Consider the following 17,428-nt stretch of genomic DNA (forward strand, 5'->3'; position numbering starts at 1 on the left):
CGGCGCGTGGTGCCTCGGCGCCGGGGTGGGTCCCGGCGCCGAGGCTCGCGTCAGTTGCTGTTCGCCTCGAACCAGGCGTCCATCGCCGCGTCCACGTCGGCAGCGGACGTGCCGCCGAGCAGCGCCTGCGTCTGGGTGTTGATCTCGCCGGAGTAGCCGTCGGGGAGCTTGCGCTCACCGTAGCCGCCGCCGGTCGGCGTGTAGGCCGACGCCGGAGTGTCGGACACGATGGCCAGCAGCTCCTTGCCGAGGTCGGTCATGTCGTACTCGAAGCCGTCGCGGTAGTTGCCGTCGACCTGGAGCTGATCCAGGACCGCGTCCTCGTCGGTGGTGAGGAACTCGAGGAGCTTCGCCGCGGCGTCCTGGTGCTCCGACACCTTCATGATCATGTACGGGCTGGCGATGTTCGCGCCCATGGCGGGGTCGGCGACGCCGTCGACCGCAGGTCCGCGGAAGACGCCGATCGGAGCCGGGTTCTCGGCCTTCGCCTCGGTGCCGGCGAACCAGCTGCCCATGGGGTACAGCGCGGCCTTGCCGGAGAGGAACGCCTGCTCGGCATCCGGGTACTTCACGCCGAGCGCGTCGGCGTTCGTGTAGCCCTCGGCGATCCAGTCGGCGTACATCGCGGTGTAGTCGCCGTAGCTAGCGCTGAAGGTGGTGTCGCCGGAGTTCATGTCGGCGAACCAGTCCGGGTTCTCGCCGACGATCGACGGCAGCGCGAGCGTCTGCAGTGCGCCGCTGGACATCCAGTCGCCGCCGGTCTGGATCGGGGTCCATCCCGCGTCCTTCAGCTTGCCGAGCGCGTCCTCGAGCTCGTCGACGGTGGTGGGCACGTCGGTGATGCCGGCCTCGGCGAAGGCGTCCTTGTTGTAGAACCACAGGCTCTGCAGCTGCACGCCGACGCCTGCCATGTAGTACTTGCCGTCGATCGAGTACTGGTCGGCGAGCGGTCCGCCCGACGCCCAGTCGTACTCCGACAGGTCGACCAGCTCTTCGGCGAGGTCGGGGGTGGGCGCCTGCGACTGCACGATGTCCGGCGCCTGCCCGGCGGCCAGCAGCCGCGGCACGGCGGCGGCGACGCCCTCGGCGCCAGGGTTGTCGATCACGACGTCGATGTTCGGGTTGGCCTCCTCGAACGGCGCGACGAGTTCGTTCCACCACTCCTCGGTGAGGTTGGGGGTCACGTTCACCAGCATGCGCAGCTGGATGCCCTCGTCCTGACTCTCACCCCCGCTCGGCGCTGCGGAGGAACATCCGGCGAGGAGCGTCACGGCGGCCGCTGCGGCGCCGATCGCGGTGAGGGTACGTCTGGTGATCATCGTCGATCCTCTCGTGGGCACATCATCGGGACGTGACGATCCTACACTAATCGATAATCGGTTATCAACGATTGCCATCCTTCCTCTCGTGGACTCTACGCCGGGCGCGGGTAGCGTGGTCGGGTGAGTCTTCCTCCCGCCGCGCCGGCCTCCTACCCGTTCGACGCGCGCCCGCTGGTCGAGCCCGTCGCACCGGGCGCCGCGCGCGCATTCGTGCAGGAGCTGCGACGGACGGGCCGCATCGAGGGCTCTCCCGTCTTCGGCGTGCTCGTCATCGTCGTCATCGCCTTCGTGGTCGTCGTGCTGTTCGGCTCCGTCGCGATCACCCTCGTCACGAGCATCGTCAGCGCCGCGACCGCCGGGGCCGACGGCGGGGGACTCGCCGTCCTGTTCGGCTTCCTGCCGCTCGTGGTGATCGGCATCATCGCCGCGGTGGGGATCACGCTCTTCGTACGGGGTGCGCGCAGCAGCAGCGACCGCATGTATCGTCTCGACGGCTTCGCGCGCGCGAACGGGATGCACTACGAGCCCCGTCTCGACGACCCCGCGCTTGCGGGCATGATCTTCTCGCTCGGCAACAGCCGCCACTCCAGCGACCTCGTGCGCGGCGATCGTCCCCGCTTCGTGGAGTTCGCGAACTACCGCTACACGACCGGCTCGGGCAAGAACCAGCAGACGCATCACTGGGGCTATGTCGCGGTGAAGCTCGACACCCCCCTCCCGCACATCGTGCTCGACGCCATGAGCAACAACGGCCTGTTCGGCTCGAACCTGCCGCTCACCTTCGACAAGGATCAGCGCCTCAGCCTCGAGGGCGACTTCGACGAGTACTTCTCGCTGTACTGCCCCGCCGACTACGAGCGCGACGCCCTGTACCTCTTCACCCCCGACATCATGGCGCGCTTCATCGACAACGCCGCCGCGCTCGACGTCGAGATCGTCGACGACTGGCTGTTCCTGTACGCCAAGCGGGACTTCTCCACGCTCGACCCGCAGACGTGGGCGTGGCTCTTCTCCGTCGTCGGGGCCCTGCTCGACAAACTCGCGCAGTGGGCGCGGTGGCGCGACGAGCGGCTCGCCGCGGCGGCTGCCGCCGCGGTGACGGATGCTGCCCCCCTGGGCGTCGCGGCGGCCGGGGCCGGCGCAGGGCAGGGCGGCGCAGCATCCGCTCCGTTCACTGCGCCGCTCGACGCGCTGCGCCCTCCGCCCGGCGTCGCCCCGCAGGGCCGCCGCCTGCAGCGCGGCGTGCCGTGGCTGCCGATCGTCGTCGGCGGCGTGATGGTGCTGTTCTGGATCTTGACCCAGATCGGGCCGGCCTTCCTCCGCTGAGCGAACGGCCTACGTGCAGGCCGACGAGCGTATGCTGTCGGGCGTGCATTCGACGTTCACGACGCCCGGCGGGCGTGAGGGGGTGCTCGGCGCTCCACGCGCCGAGCGGAGGTAGCCGCGCGCGCCACCCCGGTCCCTGACCTTCGGGTGGTGCAGCCCGCATCATCTGCGCGCCGCCGGCCCGCAGCATCCTTTCGTCGCCGCTTGGGCGATCTCTCTTTCGTGAATCAAGGAATCATGCACGCATTCACCGAGAAGGACATCCGCGCGTCCTTCGTCAACGCCTCGCTCCGCGAGCGCAACTCCATCATCGTTCCCGACCTCGCCCAGGTCGCCTGGGACGGCCTCGACTACTTCGGCTGGCGCGACTCGAAGCAGCCGCTCGCCGGCTTCATCGTGGTTCCGGTCGACGGTGAGGCCGTCGGCATCCTGTTGCGCCAGACCGAGCAGCGCACGCGCACCCGCGCGCAGTGCTCGTGGTGCGAGGACGTCACGCTGCCGAACGACGTCGTGCTGTTCGGCGCGAAGCGGGCCGGCAAGGCCGGTCGCAACGGCGACACCGTCGGCACTCTGCTGTGCGAGCGGTTCGAATGCTCGGCCAACGCGCGGCGACCGATGCCGCCGGCGTACCTCGGCTTCGATGTCATGGCCGCGCGTCAGCGGCGCATCGAGGCGCTCCGCGCCCACGCCGAGGGGTTCGCGCGCGACATCCGCGACGGCGCCTGACGCTCACCGCGGCGCCGCCGGGCGCCGATCGCGTGCTCTCGCCGAGACGACACGACGTTCGCGTACACAACGTGGGGTCTCGGCGAGAGCACATGATGTGACCGCCGGGCGGGGCGCGAACACCCGCCCGGCCCCCGGGTCATTCGTCGCGAGTCGCCTGCCAGACGGCGCGCCGCGCCGCCTGCTCGTCGGGATCGGGCACCGGCAGCGACGCGATGAGGCGGCGGGTGTAGGGATCCTGCGGGTCGCCGAGCACGCCGGCCGTCGGGCCGGCCTCGGCGATCGTGCCGCGGTGCAGCACCACGACCTTGTGCGCGAGCATGTCGACCACGGCGAGGTCGTGGGTGATGAACAGCGTCGCGAACCCGAACCGCTCCTGCAGCTCGCCGAACAGCTCGAGCACGCGCGCCTGCACCGAGACGTCGAGTGCGCTCGTCGGCTCGTCGGCGATCAGCAGCTTGGGGTTGAGCGCGAGAGCTCGGGCGAGCGAGGCGCGCTGGCGCTGGCCTCCCGACAACTCGTGCGGGAACCGCTCGCCGTACGACTTCGGCAGCTGCACGGCCTCGAGCAGCTCGTCGACCTTCGCCTGCACCGCGGCCGCGCCCTTCGCTGCGCCGTGCACGATGAGCGGCTCGGCGACGTTGCGGGCGATGGTCAAGAGCGGGTTGAAGCTCGTCGCGGGGTCCTGGAACACGAACCCGAGCTCGCTGCGCCGGCGCCGGAACTCCCGCTCCTTGACACCGAGCATCTCGGTGCCGAGCACCCGCAGCGAACCGCCTGCGACCGGCGTCAGGCCGGCGATCGCACGACCGATCGTCGTCTTGCCCGAGCCGCTCTCGCCCACGAGACCGAGCACCTCCCCGGGCGCGATCGAGAAGCTCACGCGGTCGACGGCGCGAAACGCTGGGCGGCCGAACCGGCCGCCGTACTCGATGACGAGCTCCTTCGCCTCGACAACGGGATCAGCGTCCGCGGCGCTCGCAGGAAGCTGCCGGTCGACGATCTCGAGGCGTGGCACCGCGGCCAGGAGCTTCTTGGTGTACTCGTGCTGCGGCGCGGCGAACAGGTCGCGTACGGTCGCGGTCTCGACGATCTCACCGTTGAACATCACAGCGACGCGGTCGGCGAGGTCGGCCACCACGCCCATGTTGTGCGTGATGAGTGCGATCGCCGTGCCGTCCTGGTCACGGAGCTCCCGCAGCAGGTCGAGGATCTCGGCCTGCACCGTCACGTCGAGCGCCGTCGTCGGCTCGTCGGCGATGATGACGGTCGGCTCGAGCGCGAGCGCCATCGCGATGACGATGCGCTGCTTCTGGCCGCCCGAGAACTGGTGCGGGTAGTCGTCGACGCGGCGCTCGGGGTCGGGAATGCCGACTCGGCCGAGCATCTCGATCGCCTTCGCCTTCGCCTCGGCCTTGCTGTAGCTGCCATGTGCCCGCAGGCCCTCCGCGAGCTGCCAGCCGACCGTGTACACGGGGTTGAGCGCGGTCGACGGCTCCTGGAAGATCATCGCGGCCTTCGAGCCGCGCACCTCGCGGAGCTCCTTCTTGTCGAGGCCGACGATCTCGGTGCCGTCGAGCACGACGGCGCCGTTCATGACCGCCGTCTCGGGCAGGAGCCCGAGGATCGTGCGGGCGGTGACCGTCTTGCCGCTGCCGGACTCCCCGACGATCGCGAGCACCTCGCCGCGGCGGACATCGAGGGTCACACCGCGCACGGCGTGCACATCGCCGCCGTCGCTGGCGAAGGTGACGGTCAGATCGCGGATGTCGACCGCGAGGTCGTCGGATGCGGGGGCTGCCAAGGCCATCACTCCACCTCTCCCATGAACTCGCGCGATGCCGGCTGGCTCGCGGCGACCGCGTCCGCCGGCGTCTGATTGGTCGCCCGGCGGCGCGCGCGCAGACGCGGGTCGGCGAGGTCGTTGAGGCCCTCGCCGATGAGGGTCATGCCGAGGATCGTCAGCACGATGGCGACGCCCGGAGGGATCGCCGTCCACCAGATGCCGGCCGCGACGTCGCTGATCGAGCGCTGCAGGTCGTAGCCCCATTCGGCCGCGGCCGACGGCTCGATGCCGAACCCGAGGAAGCCGAGTGCCGCGAGAGTCGCGATCGCCTCCGACGCGTTCAGCGTCACGATGAGAGGCAGCGTGCGGGTCGCGTTGCGCAGCACGTGCACGAACATGATGCGCGACGTCGGCGCGCCGATGACCTTCGCCGACTCGACGAACGCCTCGGCCTTGATGCGCACGACCTCAGCGCGGACCACGCGGAAGTACTGCGGGATGAACACGACGGTGATCGACACGGCCGCCGCCATGATGCCCGGCCACAGGCCCGACTGCCCGCCGCTGATCGCGATGGCGACCACGATCGCGAGCAGCAGTGTCGGGAAGGCATAGATCGCGTCGGCGATCACCACGAGCGTGCGGTCGACCCAACCGCCGAGATAGCCCGACACCAGACCGAGCAGGATGCCGACGACCACCGACAGAATGAGCGCGACGATCACGACGAGGATCGCGGTCTGGGCGCCCCAGATCGTGCGCGACAGCACGTCGTAGCCGCCCACCGTCGTGCCGAGCCAGTGCTCAGCGCTCGGCGGCTGGGTGGAACCGAAGTTCCCCTGGGCGTCGCGGAGCTGGTTGTAGCTGTACGGGGCGATCCACGGTGCGAAGATCGCGAAGACCAGGAACAGCGCGGTGAGCACGAGGCCCGCCACGAGCATGCCTCGCTGCAGGCCGACGCTCTGACGCAGCTGGTGGACGACCGGAATCCGGTCGAGAACCCGGCGCTTGGCCATGTCAGTACCTCACCCTCGGGTCGAGGAACGCGGCGATCACGTCGACGACGAAGTTCGTGACCGCGACGAGGATCGCGATCATCGCGACGATGCCCTGGATCGCGACGAAATCGCGGGCCTTCAGGTACTCGCCCAGCTGGAAGCCGATGCCCTGCCACTCGAACGTCGTCTCGGTGAGAATGGCGCCACCCAGCAGCAGTGCGATCTGCAGGCCGATGACCGTGACGATCGGGATCAGCGCCGGCTTGTAGGCGTGTCGGCGCACGAGGCGGTACTCGCTCACGCCGCGCGAGCGGGCGGCGTCGATGTACGGCATGTTGTGGGTGCCGATGACGTTCGTGCGCACGAGGCGCAGGAAGATGCTCGCGGTCAGCAGGCCCAGCACCATGGCCGGGAGGAAGGCGTGCAGGAGCACGTCCTGCACGTAGGCGGGGTTGCCCGACGCGATCGCGTCGATGAGATAGAACCCCGTGCCACCTTCGCGGGTGAGGGCGATTTCGGTGCGCACGCTCGCGCGACCCGAAACGGGGAACCAGCCGAGCCAGACCGAGAACACCAGCTTGGCGAGCAGGCCCGAGAAGAACACCGGGGTCGCGTAGAACAGGATCGCGCCGACGCGGAGCCCGGCATCGGTCGCCTTCTCGCGCTTGGCGGCGGCGACCATGCCGAGCGGGATGCCGACGAGGAACGCGATGACGAGCGCATAGCAGACGAGCTCGAACGTGGCCGCGCCGTACGTCAGGAGCACCTGCGTGACCGGCTGGTTGTCGGTGATCGTGGTGCCGAAGTTTCCCGTGAACACCTGGCCGATGTACTCGAAGTACTGCACGAGGACAGGCCTGTCGTAGCCGGCCTCATGGATGCGCTCCTGCAGCTGGTCGGCCGGCAGGCGCCCGCCGAGGGCGGCGGTGATCGGGTCGCCGGTGAGGCGGATGAGGAAGAAGACCAGCGTCACCAGGATGAGCACGGTCGGGAAGATCAGGAGGAACCGCACCAGGAGGTAGCGGCCGAGGGTCCCGCCGGAGGCGGGTCTGCGCCGGGCCAGCATGGCGGGCGGCTGGTCAACGGATGCGGCGACGTCGCTCGTCATCGTGGGGGCCTAACTGTGTGTGCTGCCGAAGGGCGAATGCCGATGGGGCGACCCGGGTGAGCGGGCCGCCCCATCGATGGACTCCGCGCTACTTCGTGACCGGCGCGAAGCGGAACTTGAACGATGCGTCGAGCGTGACGCCCTCGACACCGGTTCCGGCGACCGCCACCTGGGCACCCTGCAGGAGCGGCACGGTCGAGAGCAGCTCGGCCACGCGCGTCTGGATGTCCTCGATCTCCTGCGTGCGCTTCGCCTGGTCGGTCTCGACGGCCTGCTGGAGGATGAGGTCCTCGGTCTGCTGGTCGCTGAAGTGGTTGCCCAGGAAGTTCTTCGTCAGGAAGAACGGGGTGAGGTAGTTGTCGGCGTCGGAGTAGTCCGGGTACCAGCCCAGCTGGTAGGCGGGGTAGACGTCCGACGTGCGGTCCTTCGAGTACTGCACCCACTCGGTCGACTTCAGGTCGACCGAGAACAGGCCGCTCTCCTCGAGCTGCGACTTCACCAGGGCGTACTCGTCACCCGACGAGGGGCCGTAGTGGTCGGGGCTGTACTGCAGGCTGAGTGCGACGGGCGTCTCGACGCCCGCAGCCTCGAGCGTGGCCTTCGCCTTCTCGGCGTCGGGGCCGCCCGCGCCGTCGCCGTACATCTCCTTGAGGGGCTCGATGGCGCCGGTGAATCCCTCGGGGACGAACGAGTACAGCGGCGTGTACGTGCCCTTGTAGACCTGCGTCGACAACGCCTCGCGGTCGACGAGGTCAGCCACGGCCTGGCGCACGGCGAGGGCCTTGGCCGCGTCGGCCTCGGGGGTCGTCGCACCGTACGGCTGCGTGTTGAAGTTGAACACGATGTACCGGATCTCGCCGCCGGGGCCGTTGACGATCTGGACGTCCTTGTTCTTGCTGAGGTCTTCGACATCGGTCGAAGACAGCGCGCGGTAGGCCACGTCGATGTCGCCCTGCTGCACGGCGAGCTTCAGGTTCGACGACTCGGCGAAGTAGCTGAGAATGACACCGCTGTTGACCGGCGCGTCGAGGAGACCCTTGTAGTTCTCGTTCGGGGTGAACTCGACGGTCTTGTTGAAGTCCCACGAGGTGATCGCGTAGGGGCCACCGAACGCGTTGGCATCGACGATGTCCTGGTCGGGGGTGACCGCGTCGGCCGAGAACACCTCGTCGTCGACGATGGCACCGGGGAAGCTGGTGAGGATGTACGGGAAGACCTGGTCGTTCGCCGTCTTGAGATGGAACACGACCGTCGTGTCATCCGGCGCCTCAACGCTGTCGAGGTTGTAGAGCAGGCTCGACGCGCCGTTCGGGTCGGCGATCTTGAGGTTGCGATCGAACGAGAACTTGACGTCGGCCGAGGTCAGATCGTTGCCGTTGGCCCACTTGAGGCCCTCGGGCAGCGTCACGGTGTACTCGGTCGGCGACGTGAACTCGGCAGACTCGGCGAGGTCGGGGACGACCTCGGTGCTGTTGTAGTCGGTGTTGAGGAGGTACGGGAACACCTGGGTCTGCACAGCCAGCGAGCCGTTGTCGTAGGAGCCGGCCGGGTCGAGCGTGGTGACCTTGTCGGTGGTGCCGACGATGATGGGCTCGCCCGACGCGCCGCCGTCGTCGTTGTTCCCGCCGCCACCGCCGGCGCAACCGGCGAGGAGAAGTGCTGAGGCGCCGAAGGCCCCGATGGCGAGACCGATGCGGCCGCGCTTGCTGTGGTGCAGTGACATGAAGTGCTACCTCTGCGTAGTGGTGTCAGCCGCGTCAGATGGTCGCGGCCAGAGGCTATCTTCACCCTGCGAGGGCGTTACGGCAATCCAGTAAACGATTCGTAACCAGAACGAAACCCGCCCGCGATCGAGCCGGATGCCCGCTCGATGGCCGTTCAGTTGGGCGAACTGCCCCGTGACGCCTCTGGTCCGAGGCCGAAATGCACGAGCTCTGCGTCGTCGAGCATGCGGCTGCGGATGATGAACCGGTTGCCCGTCGGACCTTCCACGCTGAAGCCCGCGCCCCGGCCAGGCACCACGTCGATCGTGAGGTGCGTGTACTTCCAGTACTCGAACTGCGCCTGGGAGATGAAGACGTCGATCGGGTCATCGAGCCCGACGTCGAGGTCGCCGAGCTGCACGTCCGACGTTCCGGTGAGGAACATGCCCACGGGGAAGCACATCGGGGCGCTTCCGTCGCAGCAGCCGCCGGACTGGTGGAACATCAGCTTGCCGTGCTGCGCGGTGAGCTGTCGCAGGAGGGATGCCGCGGCATCCGTCACCGCCACGCGTGAGTACGTGCGGATCGTCTCCATCGCGTGTCCTTTCGTCCCTTCATCTTCTGCGAGATGAGGAGATCTGACCGAGACAGGATGATCGCTGCCGGATCTTCCTGATCTCGCCACATCTCCTGGTTCGGGGATGACCCGGGCGGAGCGTCTGGGGACGCGCTCCACCCGGGTCGGGATGCCGGTCACGCGACCCCCCGGGAGCGGGACCGGGCGGGCCGGCTCAGAAGAAGCCCATGGCTCCGTCGGCGTACGACACCAGCAGGTTCTTCGTCTGCTGGTAGTGGTCGAGCATCTTGAGGTGGTTCTCGCGGCCGATGCCGGACTGCTTGTACCCGCCGAACGCCGCGTGGGCGGGGTACTGGTGGTACGTGTTCGTCCAGACGCGGCCTGCCTCGATGGCCCGGCCGGCGCGGTACGCGGTGTCGCCGGAGCGGCTCCAGACGCCGGCGCCGAGGCCGTAGAGCGTGTCGTTGGCGATCGAGATGGCGTCGTCGAAGTCGTCGAACGAGGTGACCGAGACGACCGGCCCGAAGATCTCCTCCTGGAAGATCCGCATGTCGTTCGTGCCCTCGAAGACCGTCGGCGCGACGTAGTAGCCGCCCGAAAGGTCGCCGCCGAGGTCGACGCGCTCCCCGCCGGCGAGGAGCTTCGCACCGCCCGCCGTGCCGATCTCGATGTACGACAGGATCTTCTCGAGCTGATCGTTCGAGGCCTGCGCGCCGATCATCGTCGCCGGATCCAGCGGGTTGCCCTGCACGATCTTGCCGACGCGGCCGAGGGCGTCGCCGAGGAACCCGTCGTAGATCGAGCGCTGGATGAGCGCGCGCGACGGGCACGTGCAGACCTCGCCCTGGTTGAGGGCGAAGAGCGTGAAGCCCTCGAGCGCTTTGTCGTAGTAGGAGTCATCGGTGGTGCGGGCGACGTCCTCGAAGAAGACGTTCGCACTCTTGCCCCCGAGCTCGAGGGTCACCGGGATGAGGTTCTGCGACGCGTACTGCATGATGAGGCGGCCGGTCGTGGTCTCGCCCGTGAACGCGACCTTGCGGATGCGCTTGTGCTGCGCGAGCGGAGCGCCGGCCTCGATGCCGAAACCGTTGACGATGTTGACGACGCCGGCGGGCAGCAGGTCGCCGATGATCTCGAACAGGAACAGGATCGACGCCGGCGTCTGCTCGGCAGGCTTGAGCACGACGCAGTTGCCGGCGGCGAGCGCGGGCGCGAGCTTCCACGTGGCCATGAGGATCGGGAAGTTCCACGGGATGATCTGCCCCACCACGCCGAGCGGCTCGTGGAAGTGGTAGGCCACGGTGTCCTCGTCGAGCTGGCTGAGCGAGCCCTCCTGGCCGCGCAGCACGCCCGCGAAGTAGCGGAAGTGATCGACGGCGAGCGGGATGTCGGCGGCCAGCGTCTCGCGGACCGGCTTGCCGTTCTCCCAGGTCTCGGCGACGGCGATCCGCTCGAGGTTCTGCTCGATGCGGTCGGCGATCCTGTTGAGGATGACGGCCCGCTCGGCCGGGGTCGTTCGCTTCCAGGACTCGAAAGCCTTCCACGCGACATCCACCGCGCGGTCGACGTCTTCGACGGTGCCGCGGCCGACCTCGGTGAAGGGCTTCCCGGTGACGGGCGTGATGTTCTCGAAGTACTGGCCCCTGATCGGCTCGACGAACTCGCCGCCGATGTAGTGCCCGTAGCGGGGGCGGTAGTCGGCGATCGATCCTCGCTGCCCGGGTGCGGCGTAGACGCTCGAGACGCCCTCTTCGACGATGGTCATTGCTGGTCTCCTTCGACGCGTTCCGCGACGGACGTCGTCGCGATGCATCGAAGGTAGGCCGGGCGACGTTGCACAACGTTGCGCCGGTCTTCAGCGGTCGGCTTCGAGCCTCTCGATGCGGGTGACGAGGCCCGCGCGGCGAGGCGAGCGCGCGGGCAGCATCGACAGGCACAGCCTGAGCAGCTCGATGTCGTCGGCGGCGGCATCTGTCTCCGCGAAGGCGAGGAGGACGTCGACGGATGCCTCGGCCATGAGCGCTTCGCGCAGTGCGACCCGCACGGTGTCACGGAACTCCTCGACCCCGGGCGCGACCGAGTCGGGGAGCACATCACCGCGGTAGGCGGCGAGCGCGACGCGATGCGCGCCGCGGTCGAGGAGCGACAGCACCTGATGGGCATCGGTCTCGACCTCGACCCCGAGCCGGTACGGCCGAGACTCCGGCACGAGCGCAGGGGCGGCGGTCGTCAGCGCCTTGCGGAGGCGCACCATCTCGGCGCGGAGGGTCACGGATGCTGCGTCCCCGGCCGACTCGCCGTACACGAGGTCGCCGAGGCGTTCGGCCGACAGGCCCTGCCGGTGGACCGCGAGCATGAGCAGCAGCTCGGCATGGCGCGGGCCGAGCTCGGACACCGTCTCGAAGCCCTCACCCGTGACCTCGAGCTGCGCACGGTCGCGGCCGAGCACCCGCAGCGTGGCGCGCGTGGGCTCGGCCCGCCGGGCGGGCGCGCGGCGTGCGGGTCGCGGCGGCTCGGCCCGGGCGCGGAGGCGCGCGACGAGGAGCTCTCCCTCGATCGCCCGGGCCGTGGCATCCACCAGCAGCTGCGCTTGAGGAGTGACGGCCTCGTGGCCGCCGGTCACGTCGATCACGCCGAGGATGCGCCGCGTCTCGGGGTCGTGCACGGGCGCGGCGCTGCACGACCACGGCTGCACGAGCCGGTTGAAGTGCTCGGCGCCGGTGATCTGCACCGACCGGTCGAGCGTGATCGCGGTGCCGGGGGCGGCGGTTCCGACGGCGTCCTCGGACCAGTTCGCGCCCTCGACGAACCCCACGTCTCCGGTGAGACGCCGCACGTTGCGATCGCCCTCCACCCACAGCAGGCGCCCGGCGGCATCGCCCACCGCCACGACGACACCGGATTCGGACGCCTCGCCCGGCAGCAGCAGACCGCGCACCATGTCGATGACCGCGGCGAGCGGGTGGGCGCGGCGGTACCCCTCGAGCTCCTCGGCCGTCAGGTCGAGGGGCGGCAGCGCTTCGGCCCCGACGAGGCTGTCGAGCGAGCGGCGCCACGAGTCGCGCACGAGCAGCCGGACGTCGCGCAGTCGCGCATCGGCGGCGTTGCCCGCCACGAGCTCCTCGTGGGCGCGCTCGATCAGCAGGCGTGAGGTCTCGGGCGACACCTCACGGCGCTGCGACCAGGGTGATGACACGGCGGCTCCGATCGACGTCGGTGGAGCGTGGGTCCCAGTGTAGGCGCGGAGGGGCAGCAGGAACGACGGATGCTGCGGCTCAGGCTCGCTCGGAGACGGTGAGGTTCTCGCTGGCCCAGGCGCCGAGCTGCTGCAGCACCGGGATGAGCCTCTCACCCTGCGGGGTGAGCGCGTAGCTGACGGCGACAGGCGGCCCGGCGTCGACGTCGCGCGTCACCAGGCCGGTCTCGGCGAGCTCCGAGAGGCGGTCGGAGAGTACCGCGTCGCTGATGCCGGTGACCGTGCGTTTCAGCGACACGAACGACAGCGGTCCGCTGCTCAAGGCGTCCAGGATCATGCCGTTCCACCGTTTGCCGAGCACTGAGAACGCGAGCGATATCGCCGCGTCGCACGCGGGTCCGCCATGTTCCTGCTCGGTCATCCCCTCATGGTACCCGTGCTACTGTCTGCATAGTCACTCTGGTTTTCATAGTGACTATGCGAAATGAGAACAGGAGCCTCCGTTGACCCTCTTCCGTCTGGACGCCAGCATCCTTCCCGCCACCTCCGCCAGTCGCGAGCTCGGCGATCTCGTCGAGGCCGAGTGGACGGCCGCACACCCGACGTCATCGGTGCTGCGCCGCGATCTGTCGGCCGACCCGGTGCCGGCCACGGCATGGCGCGACGCCGTGCAGGGCGGCTTCACGCCCGAGGCCGAGCGCACCGACGACCAGCGCGCGGCGATCGCCCTGGCCGGCACGTTCGCCGACGAGCTCCGCGGCGCCGAGGCGCTGCTGTTCACCGTGCCGCTGTACAACTACGGCGTCTCGCAGCACTTCAAGACCTGGTTCGACCTCGTTTACACCGTCCCCGGCATCGACCCGCAGGGGACCGACCTGCGCGGAAAGCCCGCGACGCTGGTGACCGTGCTCGGCGGCAACTACGCCGAGGGCACGCCGAAGGAGGGTTGGGATCACTCCACCGCATGGCTGCGCCGCGTGCTCGAGGACGTCTGGGGCCTCGACCTGCGCATCGTGCAGCGGCCGTTCACACTCGTGGGCGTGAACCCCGCGCTGGACGCCTTCGCTGAGCCGGCCGCCGAGCTCAAGCGCTCGGCGGAGACGGACGCCGTGCGCTCCGGTCGCGAGCTGGCCGAGCTGCGGGGGACCCAGGTCGCCTGAGACCGCGGATCACCCCCGCCGCTCTCGTGCGACACCCGCCGCCCGGTCGATCGGTGAAGCGCCCAGGAGGCGTGCTGCGACGCTGGGCCGCCGCGGTGGTGACCACCGCGCGCAGCGGCATGAGCGCGCCGGCGACCTGATCGATCGCGTCGGCGTCGACGCCGGCTTCGGCGAGCGCAGCGGCCGCGTGGCCGATGACGCGGTCGAAGTCGGCGTCGGTGATCCCGCGACCGGCGTGGGCGACCCCGAGGTCCTTGCCCTTGTACCCCCGGCGGCGATGCCCGCGCCTTCGCCGAGGCCCCGACGAGTTCCTCTGCCTCATCGACGACACCGCGGGCGCGGACGTGAGGGACGTCGCGTCCGAGCAGATCCGACGCGCCGCCGGAGCGCGCGAGGACCGCCTCACGGAGGCGCTCACCGCCGCCGGCTGCCCCGCGTTCGCCGAGCGGGTCTCCTCGCATCTGCTCGCTCGCACCGTGATCGGCGGAGCGTCTCGGGCGGGGGCCGTCCTGTCTGACGGGGGTCAGGCGCGCGCGGCCCACCACTCCCGCAGGCGCCGCTCCGCCTCCTGCTCGCCGACCACGCCTTCGTCGAGCCGCACGTCGAGGAGGAACCTGTAGGCCTCGCCCACCTCGCGGCCGGGCTTCAGGCCCAGCACCTCCTGGATGCGGTTGCCGTCGAGCTCTGGGCGCATCGCGTCGAGCTGCTCCTGGGCGGCGAGCTCGGCGATGCGGCGCTCGATGTCGTCGTAGGCGCGCGCGAGGCGCGTGGCCTTCTTGACGTTGCGGGTCGTGACGTCGGCGCGCGTGAGGATGTGCAGACGATCGAGCTCGGTGTCGGCGTCGCGGACGTACCGACGCACCGCCGAGTCGGTCCAGGCACCCTCGGAGTACCCGAAGAAGCGCAGGTGCAGCTCGATGAGCCGGCTCACGGTGGCGATGGTCGCCGAGTCGAAGCGCAGCTCCTGCAGGCGCCTGCGGGCGAGCCGCGCGCCCTTGAGGTCGTGGTGGTAGAACGTGACGCCGCCGCCCGGCTCGAGTCGGCGCGTCGCGGGCTTTCCGATGTCGTGCAGGAGCGACGCGAGGCGGAGCGCCACGTCGGGGGCAGCATCCGGATTCCGGCTCTTCTCGAGTTGTATCGCCTGCCGCAGCACCGTGAGCGAGTGCTCGTAGACGTCCTTGTGGTGGTGGTGCTCATCGACCTCGAGCTGCAGCGCGGGGATCTCCGGCAGGAACTCGGCCATGAGTCCCGTCTCGACGAGCAGGCGGATGCCTCGCACGGGGTCATCGGTCGCGAGCAGCTTGACGAGCTCGCCCTGGATGCGCTCGGGGCTCACGATCTCGAGCGTCGCACGGAGCTCTTCCATCGCGGCCTCGGTGGCGGGGTCGACCGCGAAGCCGAGCTGCGACGCGAACCGGGCGGCGCGCAGCATCCGGAGAGGATCGTCGCCGAAGCTCACAGCGGGGTCGGTGGGGGTGCGGAGCACGGCGCGGACGAGGTCCTCGACACCGCCGGTGGGATCGACCAGGGTCTGCCCGGGAACCCGCAGCGCCATGGCGTTCACCGTGAAGTCGCGGCGCACCAGATCGCCCTCGATGGTGTCGCCGAACTCGACGGTGGGCTTGCGGGTGACGCCGTCGTAGCTGTCGGCGCGATAGGTCGTGATCTCGACCTGCTCGCCGTGGACGCGGGCGCCGATCGTGCCGAAGGCGCGGCCGATATCCCACTGTGCAGTGGAGATCGGCTTGACGATCTTCAGGATGTCGTCGGGGCGCGCGTTCGTCGTGAAGTCGAGGTCGTTCGTCGGGCGGCCCAGCAGCGCGTCGCGTACGGGACCGCCCACGATCGCGAGGTCGAAGCCGGCATCGGCGAAGGCGCGGGCGAGTGCGGCGACGACGGGGGACTCGGCGAGCGCGCCGAGGCGCGCGATGCCCTCGGCCATGTTGAGCATGGGTTCCAGCCTATCTGCGCGCGGGCGGAGCCTCCGGGGCGGCGCTCATGCGAACCGCAGGAAGCCGCTGAACAGGAACTCGCGCACCCGCGGCAGCAGGTCCGCCCGGAGCGCGCCGGCGTCGACCTCGAGCAGATCGGCGATCGCGTCGATGAGAACCCCCACGGGAAGGTCGCCGTCGCACGCGCCGACGAGCGCCGCGAGCCCCGGATCCACGCCGAGGGCGCGACCGAATCCGCCGCCCTGACGCAGCTCGATGACGGTCGGATCCTCGGCTCCGGGAAGATGATGGCGCGCCTCGGTGACATCGGGGGCGACCAGGAGGACGGATGCCGCGAGCCCCGCGTCGTCGAGCGCGCTCACGCGGTCGTGGGCCTCGAGCGCGGCCGCGAGGTGCGCCCCGAGCCCTTCGCCGGCGAGCGCCGTGTGGAGGGTCTCGTAGCGAGCGATCGTGGGGGACCCGTCGGCCGGACGCCGCAGCAGCAGGTACCCGAACCCCACCTCCGTCACCGCGCGGGCCGCGAAGTCGTCGAGCCACGCGTCCACGAGTCTCGCGAAGCCGGGCGTGCCGGGCAGCGTGCCGCCGTCGCGCACCCACAGCTCGGCGTAGGACAGCGGGTCGAGGCTCTCGCGCTCGACGACCCAGGCGTCCAGGGGCACCGGCGACGACTCGACCCATCCGCGTACGCGGTCGAGGCCGGGCACGCCGTCCCGTGTCTCCCAGTTGCCGAGGAGCTGCGCGACGCCACCGGGCGCGAGGTGCGCGCCGACACCCCGGACGAACGCTGCCACGACGTCATCGCCGACCATGCCGCCGTCTCGGTACTCGTAGGCGGGAACGTCGGCGACCCGGGGCGTGATCACGAACGGCGGGTTCGACACGACGCGGTCGTACTGCTCGCCGACGACGGGCTCGAAGAGGCTGCCGAGGCGCACCTCGACGCCGTCGATGCCGTTGAGCAGGGCGTTCAGCCGCGTGAACGAGAGGGCGCGCGGCGAGATGTCCGTCGCCACGACGTGGCCGACGTGCGCGCGGGCGCGGAGCGCCTGGATCCCGCAGCCGGCACCGATGTCGAGCGCCCGTTCGGCGGGCGTCGGCAGCTGCAGCCCGGCGAGCGTCAGCGACGCGCCGCCCACGCCGAGCACGTGATCCTCAGGCAGCGGCCCGCCGAGCGCCGCCTCGTCGAGGTCGCTCGCGATCCACCATTGTCCGGATCCCGAAGCGTCGGCGTACGACTGCGGCCGCACCACCGCGAGAGGGCGCACCTCGCCGCCGTCGATCTCGGCGAGACCCAGCCGCACGAGTCCTCCCGCACCGGCACGCACGAGCGCGTGATCGACGGATGCCTCGGCCTGCGGCATCCCGAGCACGAGAAGTCTGCCCAGCACGGCGAGGGCATCGCCGCGGTCGCCGAGGGCCCGCGCCGCCGGCGACCGCAGGCCGCGCGCGATCGCGTCGTCGGCCGCCGCACCCCACGCGTCGCGCAGGGCTTCGGCGGTGAACCCGGCGCGGCCCAGGTCGGCGGCGAGGTCACGGCACAGGTCTGTATCCGGTTCGGGGAGCACGGCTCCATT

General features: G+C 70.1%; 14 protein-coding genes. 3 read left to right on the forward strand and 11 right to left on the reverse strand.

What is annotated here, in order from left to right:
- Positions 1–50: 50 nt before the first annotated feature.
- The gene (locus RS82_RS17790) at positions 51–1,319 is read right to left on the reverse strand and encodes an ABC transporter substrate-binding protein (protein WP_045301916.1); all 1,269 of its coding nucleotides are present in this window, start codon (positions 1,317–1,319) and stop codon (positions 51–53) included.
- Positions 1,320–1,442: 123 nt separating this feature from the next.
- Between RS82_RS17790 and RS82_RS17795 the strand changes: the two genes are divergently transcribed.
- Both RS82_RS17795 and RS82_RS17800 read left to right on the forward strand, forming a co-directional pair.
- On the forward strand, positions 1,443–2,648 hold the full coding sequence (locus tag RS82_RS17795; protein ID WP_045301919.1) for a hypothetical protein: 1,206 nt from the start codon (positions 1,443–1,445) through the stop codon (positions 2,646–2,648).
- A 237-nt stretch (positions 2,649–2,885) separates the two neighbouring features.
- Positions 2,886–3,374 carry an FBP domain-containing protein gene (locus RS82_RS17800; protein ID WP_045301920.1) on the forward strand — a complete coding sequence of 163 codons (489 nt, stop codon included), beginning with the start codon at positions 2,886–2,888 and terminating at the stop codon, positions 3,372–3,374.
- 139 nt (positions 3,375–3,513) lie between these two features.
- On the opposite strand, the gene RS82_RS17805 is transcribed toward RS82_RS17800, so the two are convergent.
- From RS82_RS17805 to RS82_RS17840, 8 genes are all read right to left on the reverse strand, one after another.
- The gene (locus RS82_RS17805; RefSeq protein ID WP_211255961.1) at positions 3,514–5,184 is read right to left on the reverse strand and encodes a dipeptide ABC transporter ATP-binding protein; all 1,671 of its coding nucleotides are present in this window, start codon (positions 5,182–5,184) and stop codon (positions 3,514–3,516) included.
- Positions 5,184–6,176 carry an ABC transporter permease gene (locus tag RS82_RS17810; protein ID WP_045301921.1) on the reverse strand — a complete coding sequence of 331 codons (993 nt, stop codon included), beginning with the start codon at positions 6,174–6,176 and terminating at the stop codon, positions 5,184–5,186. Before RS82_RS17810 ends, RS82_RS17805 begins: the two co-directional genes overlap by 1 nt.
- Before the next feature lies 1 nt (position 6,177).
- Positions 6,178–7,224, reverse strand: coding sequence for an ABC transporter permease (locus tag RS82_RS17815; protein ID WP_245619655.1), 1,047 nt, complete (start codon positions 7,222–7,224; stop codon positions 6,178–6,180).
- Between the two features lie 130 nt (positions 7,225–7,354).
- Positions 7,355–8,989: an ABC transporter substrate-binding protein gene (locus tag RS82_RS17820; RefSeq protein ID WP_045301923.1), complete on the reverse strand. Its 1,635-nt coding sequence runs from the start codon at positions 8,987–8,989 to the stop codon at positions 7,355–7,357.
- A gap of 155 nt (positions 8,990–9,144) precedes the next feature.
- Complete coding sequence (locus RS82_RS17825) at positions 9,145–9,564, reverse strand: DUF779 domain-containing protein (RefSeq protein ID WP_045301925.1); 420 nt, start codon at positions 9,562–9,564, stop codon at positions 9,145–9,147.
- 196 nt (positions 9,565–9,760) lie between these two features.
- On the reverse strand, positions 9,761–11,311 hold the full coding sequence (exaC, locus tag RS82_RS17830) for an acetaldehyde dehydrogenase ExaC (protein ID WP_045301927.1): 1,551 nt from the start codon (positions 11,309–11,311) through the stop codon (positions 9,761–9,763).
- A 90-nt stretch (positions 11,312–11,401) separates the two neighbouring features.
- Entirely contained in the window at positions 11,402–12,742 is a 1,341-nt protein-coding gene (locus RS82_RS17835) for a GAF domain-containing protein (protein ID WP_045301929.1), read from the reverse strand.
- Between the two features lie 79 nt (positions 12,743–12,821).
- Entirely contained in the window at positions 12,822–13,163 is a 342-nt protein-coding gene (locus tag RS82_RS17840) for a winged helix-turn-helix transcriptional regulator (protein ID WP_045301931.1), read from the reverse strand.
- An 82-nt stretch (positions 13,164–13,245) separates the two neighbouring features.
- On the opposite strand from RS82_RS17840, the gene RS82_RS17845 reads away from it, so the two are divergent.
- Positions 13,246–13,902, forward strand: coding sequence for an FMN-dependent NADH-azoreductase (locus RS82_RS17845; protein WP_045301933.1), 657 nt, complete (start codon positions 13,246–13,248; stop codon positions 13,900–13,902).
- A gap of 523 nt (positions 13,903–14,425) precedes the next feature.
- Here RS82_RS17845 and RS82_RS17855 read toward each other — a convergent pair.
- Together RS82_RS17855 and RS82_RS17860 are read right to left on the reverse strand one after the other, a co-directional pair.
- The gene (locus RS82_RS17855; protein ID WP_045301936.1) at positions 14,426–15,853 is read right to left on the reverse strand and encodes a CCA tRNA nucleotidyltransferase; all 1,428 of its coding nucleotides are present in this window, start codon (positions 15,851–15,853) and stop codon (positions 14,426–14,428) included.
- A 45-nt stretch (positions 15,854–15,898) separates the two neighbouring features.
- Positions 15,899–17,419, reverse strand: coding sequence for a DUF7059 domain-containing protein (locus RS82_RS17860; protein WP_245619651.1), 1,521 nt, complete (start codon positions 17,417–17,419; stop codon positions 15,899–15,901).
- Positions 17,420–17,428 lie beyond the last annotated feature (9 nt).

The sequence above is a fragment of the Microbacterium trichothecenolyticum genome (assembly GCF_000956465.1).
Lineage (GTDB): Bacteria > Actinomycetota > Actinomycetes > Actinomycetales > Microbacteriaceae > Microbacterium > Microbacterium trichothecenolyticum.

What these genes read in the sequence shown, in the direction of transcription:
- RS82_RS17790 (WP_045301916.1), bottom strand. Translation starts at nt 1,319, where the DNA reads ATGATCACCAGACGTACCCTCACCGCGATCGGCGCCGCAGCGGCCGCC.
- RS82_RS17800 (WP_045301920.1), top strand. Translation starts at nt 2,886, where the DNA reads ATGCACGCATTCACCGAGAAGGACATCCGCGCGTCCTTCGTCAACGCC.
- RS82_RS17805 (WP_211255961.1), bottom strand. Translation starts at nt 5,184, where the DNA reads ATGGCCTTGGCAGCCCCCGCATCCGACGACCTCGCGGTCGACATCCGC.
- RS82_RS17810 (WP_045301921.1), bottom strand. Translation starts at nt 6,176, where the DNA reads ATGGCCAAGCGCCGGGTTCTCGACCGGATTCCGGTCGTCCACCAGCTG.
- RS82_RS17815 (WP_245619655.1), bottom strand. Translation starts at nt 7,224, where the DNA reads ATGCTGGCCCGGCGCAGACCCGCCTCCGGCGGGACCCTCGGCCGCTAC.
- RS82_RS17820 (WP_045301923.1), bottom strand. Translation starts at nt 8,989, where the DNA reads ATGTCACTGCACCACAGCAAGCGCGGCCGCATCGGTCTCGCCATCGGG.
- RS82_RS17825 (WP_045301925.1), bottom strand. Translation starts at nt 9,564, where the DNA reads ATGGAGACGATCCGCACGTACTCACGCGTGGCGGTGACGGATGCCGCG.
- exaC (WP_045301927.1), bottom strand. Translation starts at nt 11,311, where the DNA reads ATGACCATCGTCGAAGAGGGCGTCTCGAGCGTCTACGCCGCACCCGGG.
- RS82_RS17840 (WP_045301931.1), bottom strand. Translation starts at nt 13,163, where the DNA reads ATGACCGAGCAGGAACATGGCGGACCCGCGTGCGACGCGGCGATATCG.
- RS82_RS17855 (WP_045301936.1), bottom strand. Translation starts at nt 15,853, where the DNA reads ATGCTCAACATGGCCGAGGGCATCGCGCGCCTCGGCGCGCTCGCCGAG.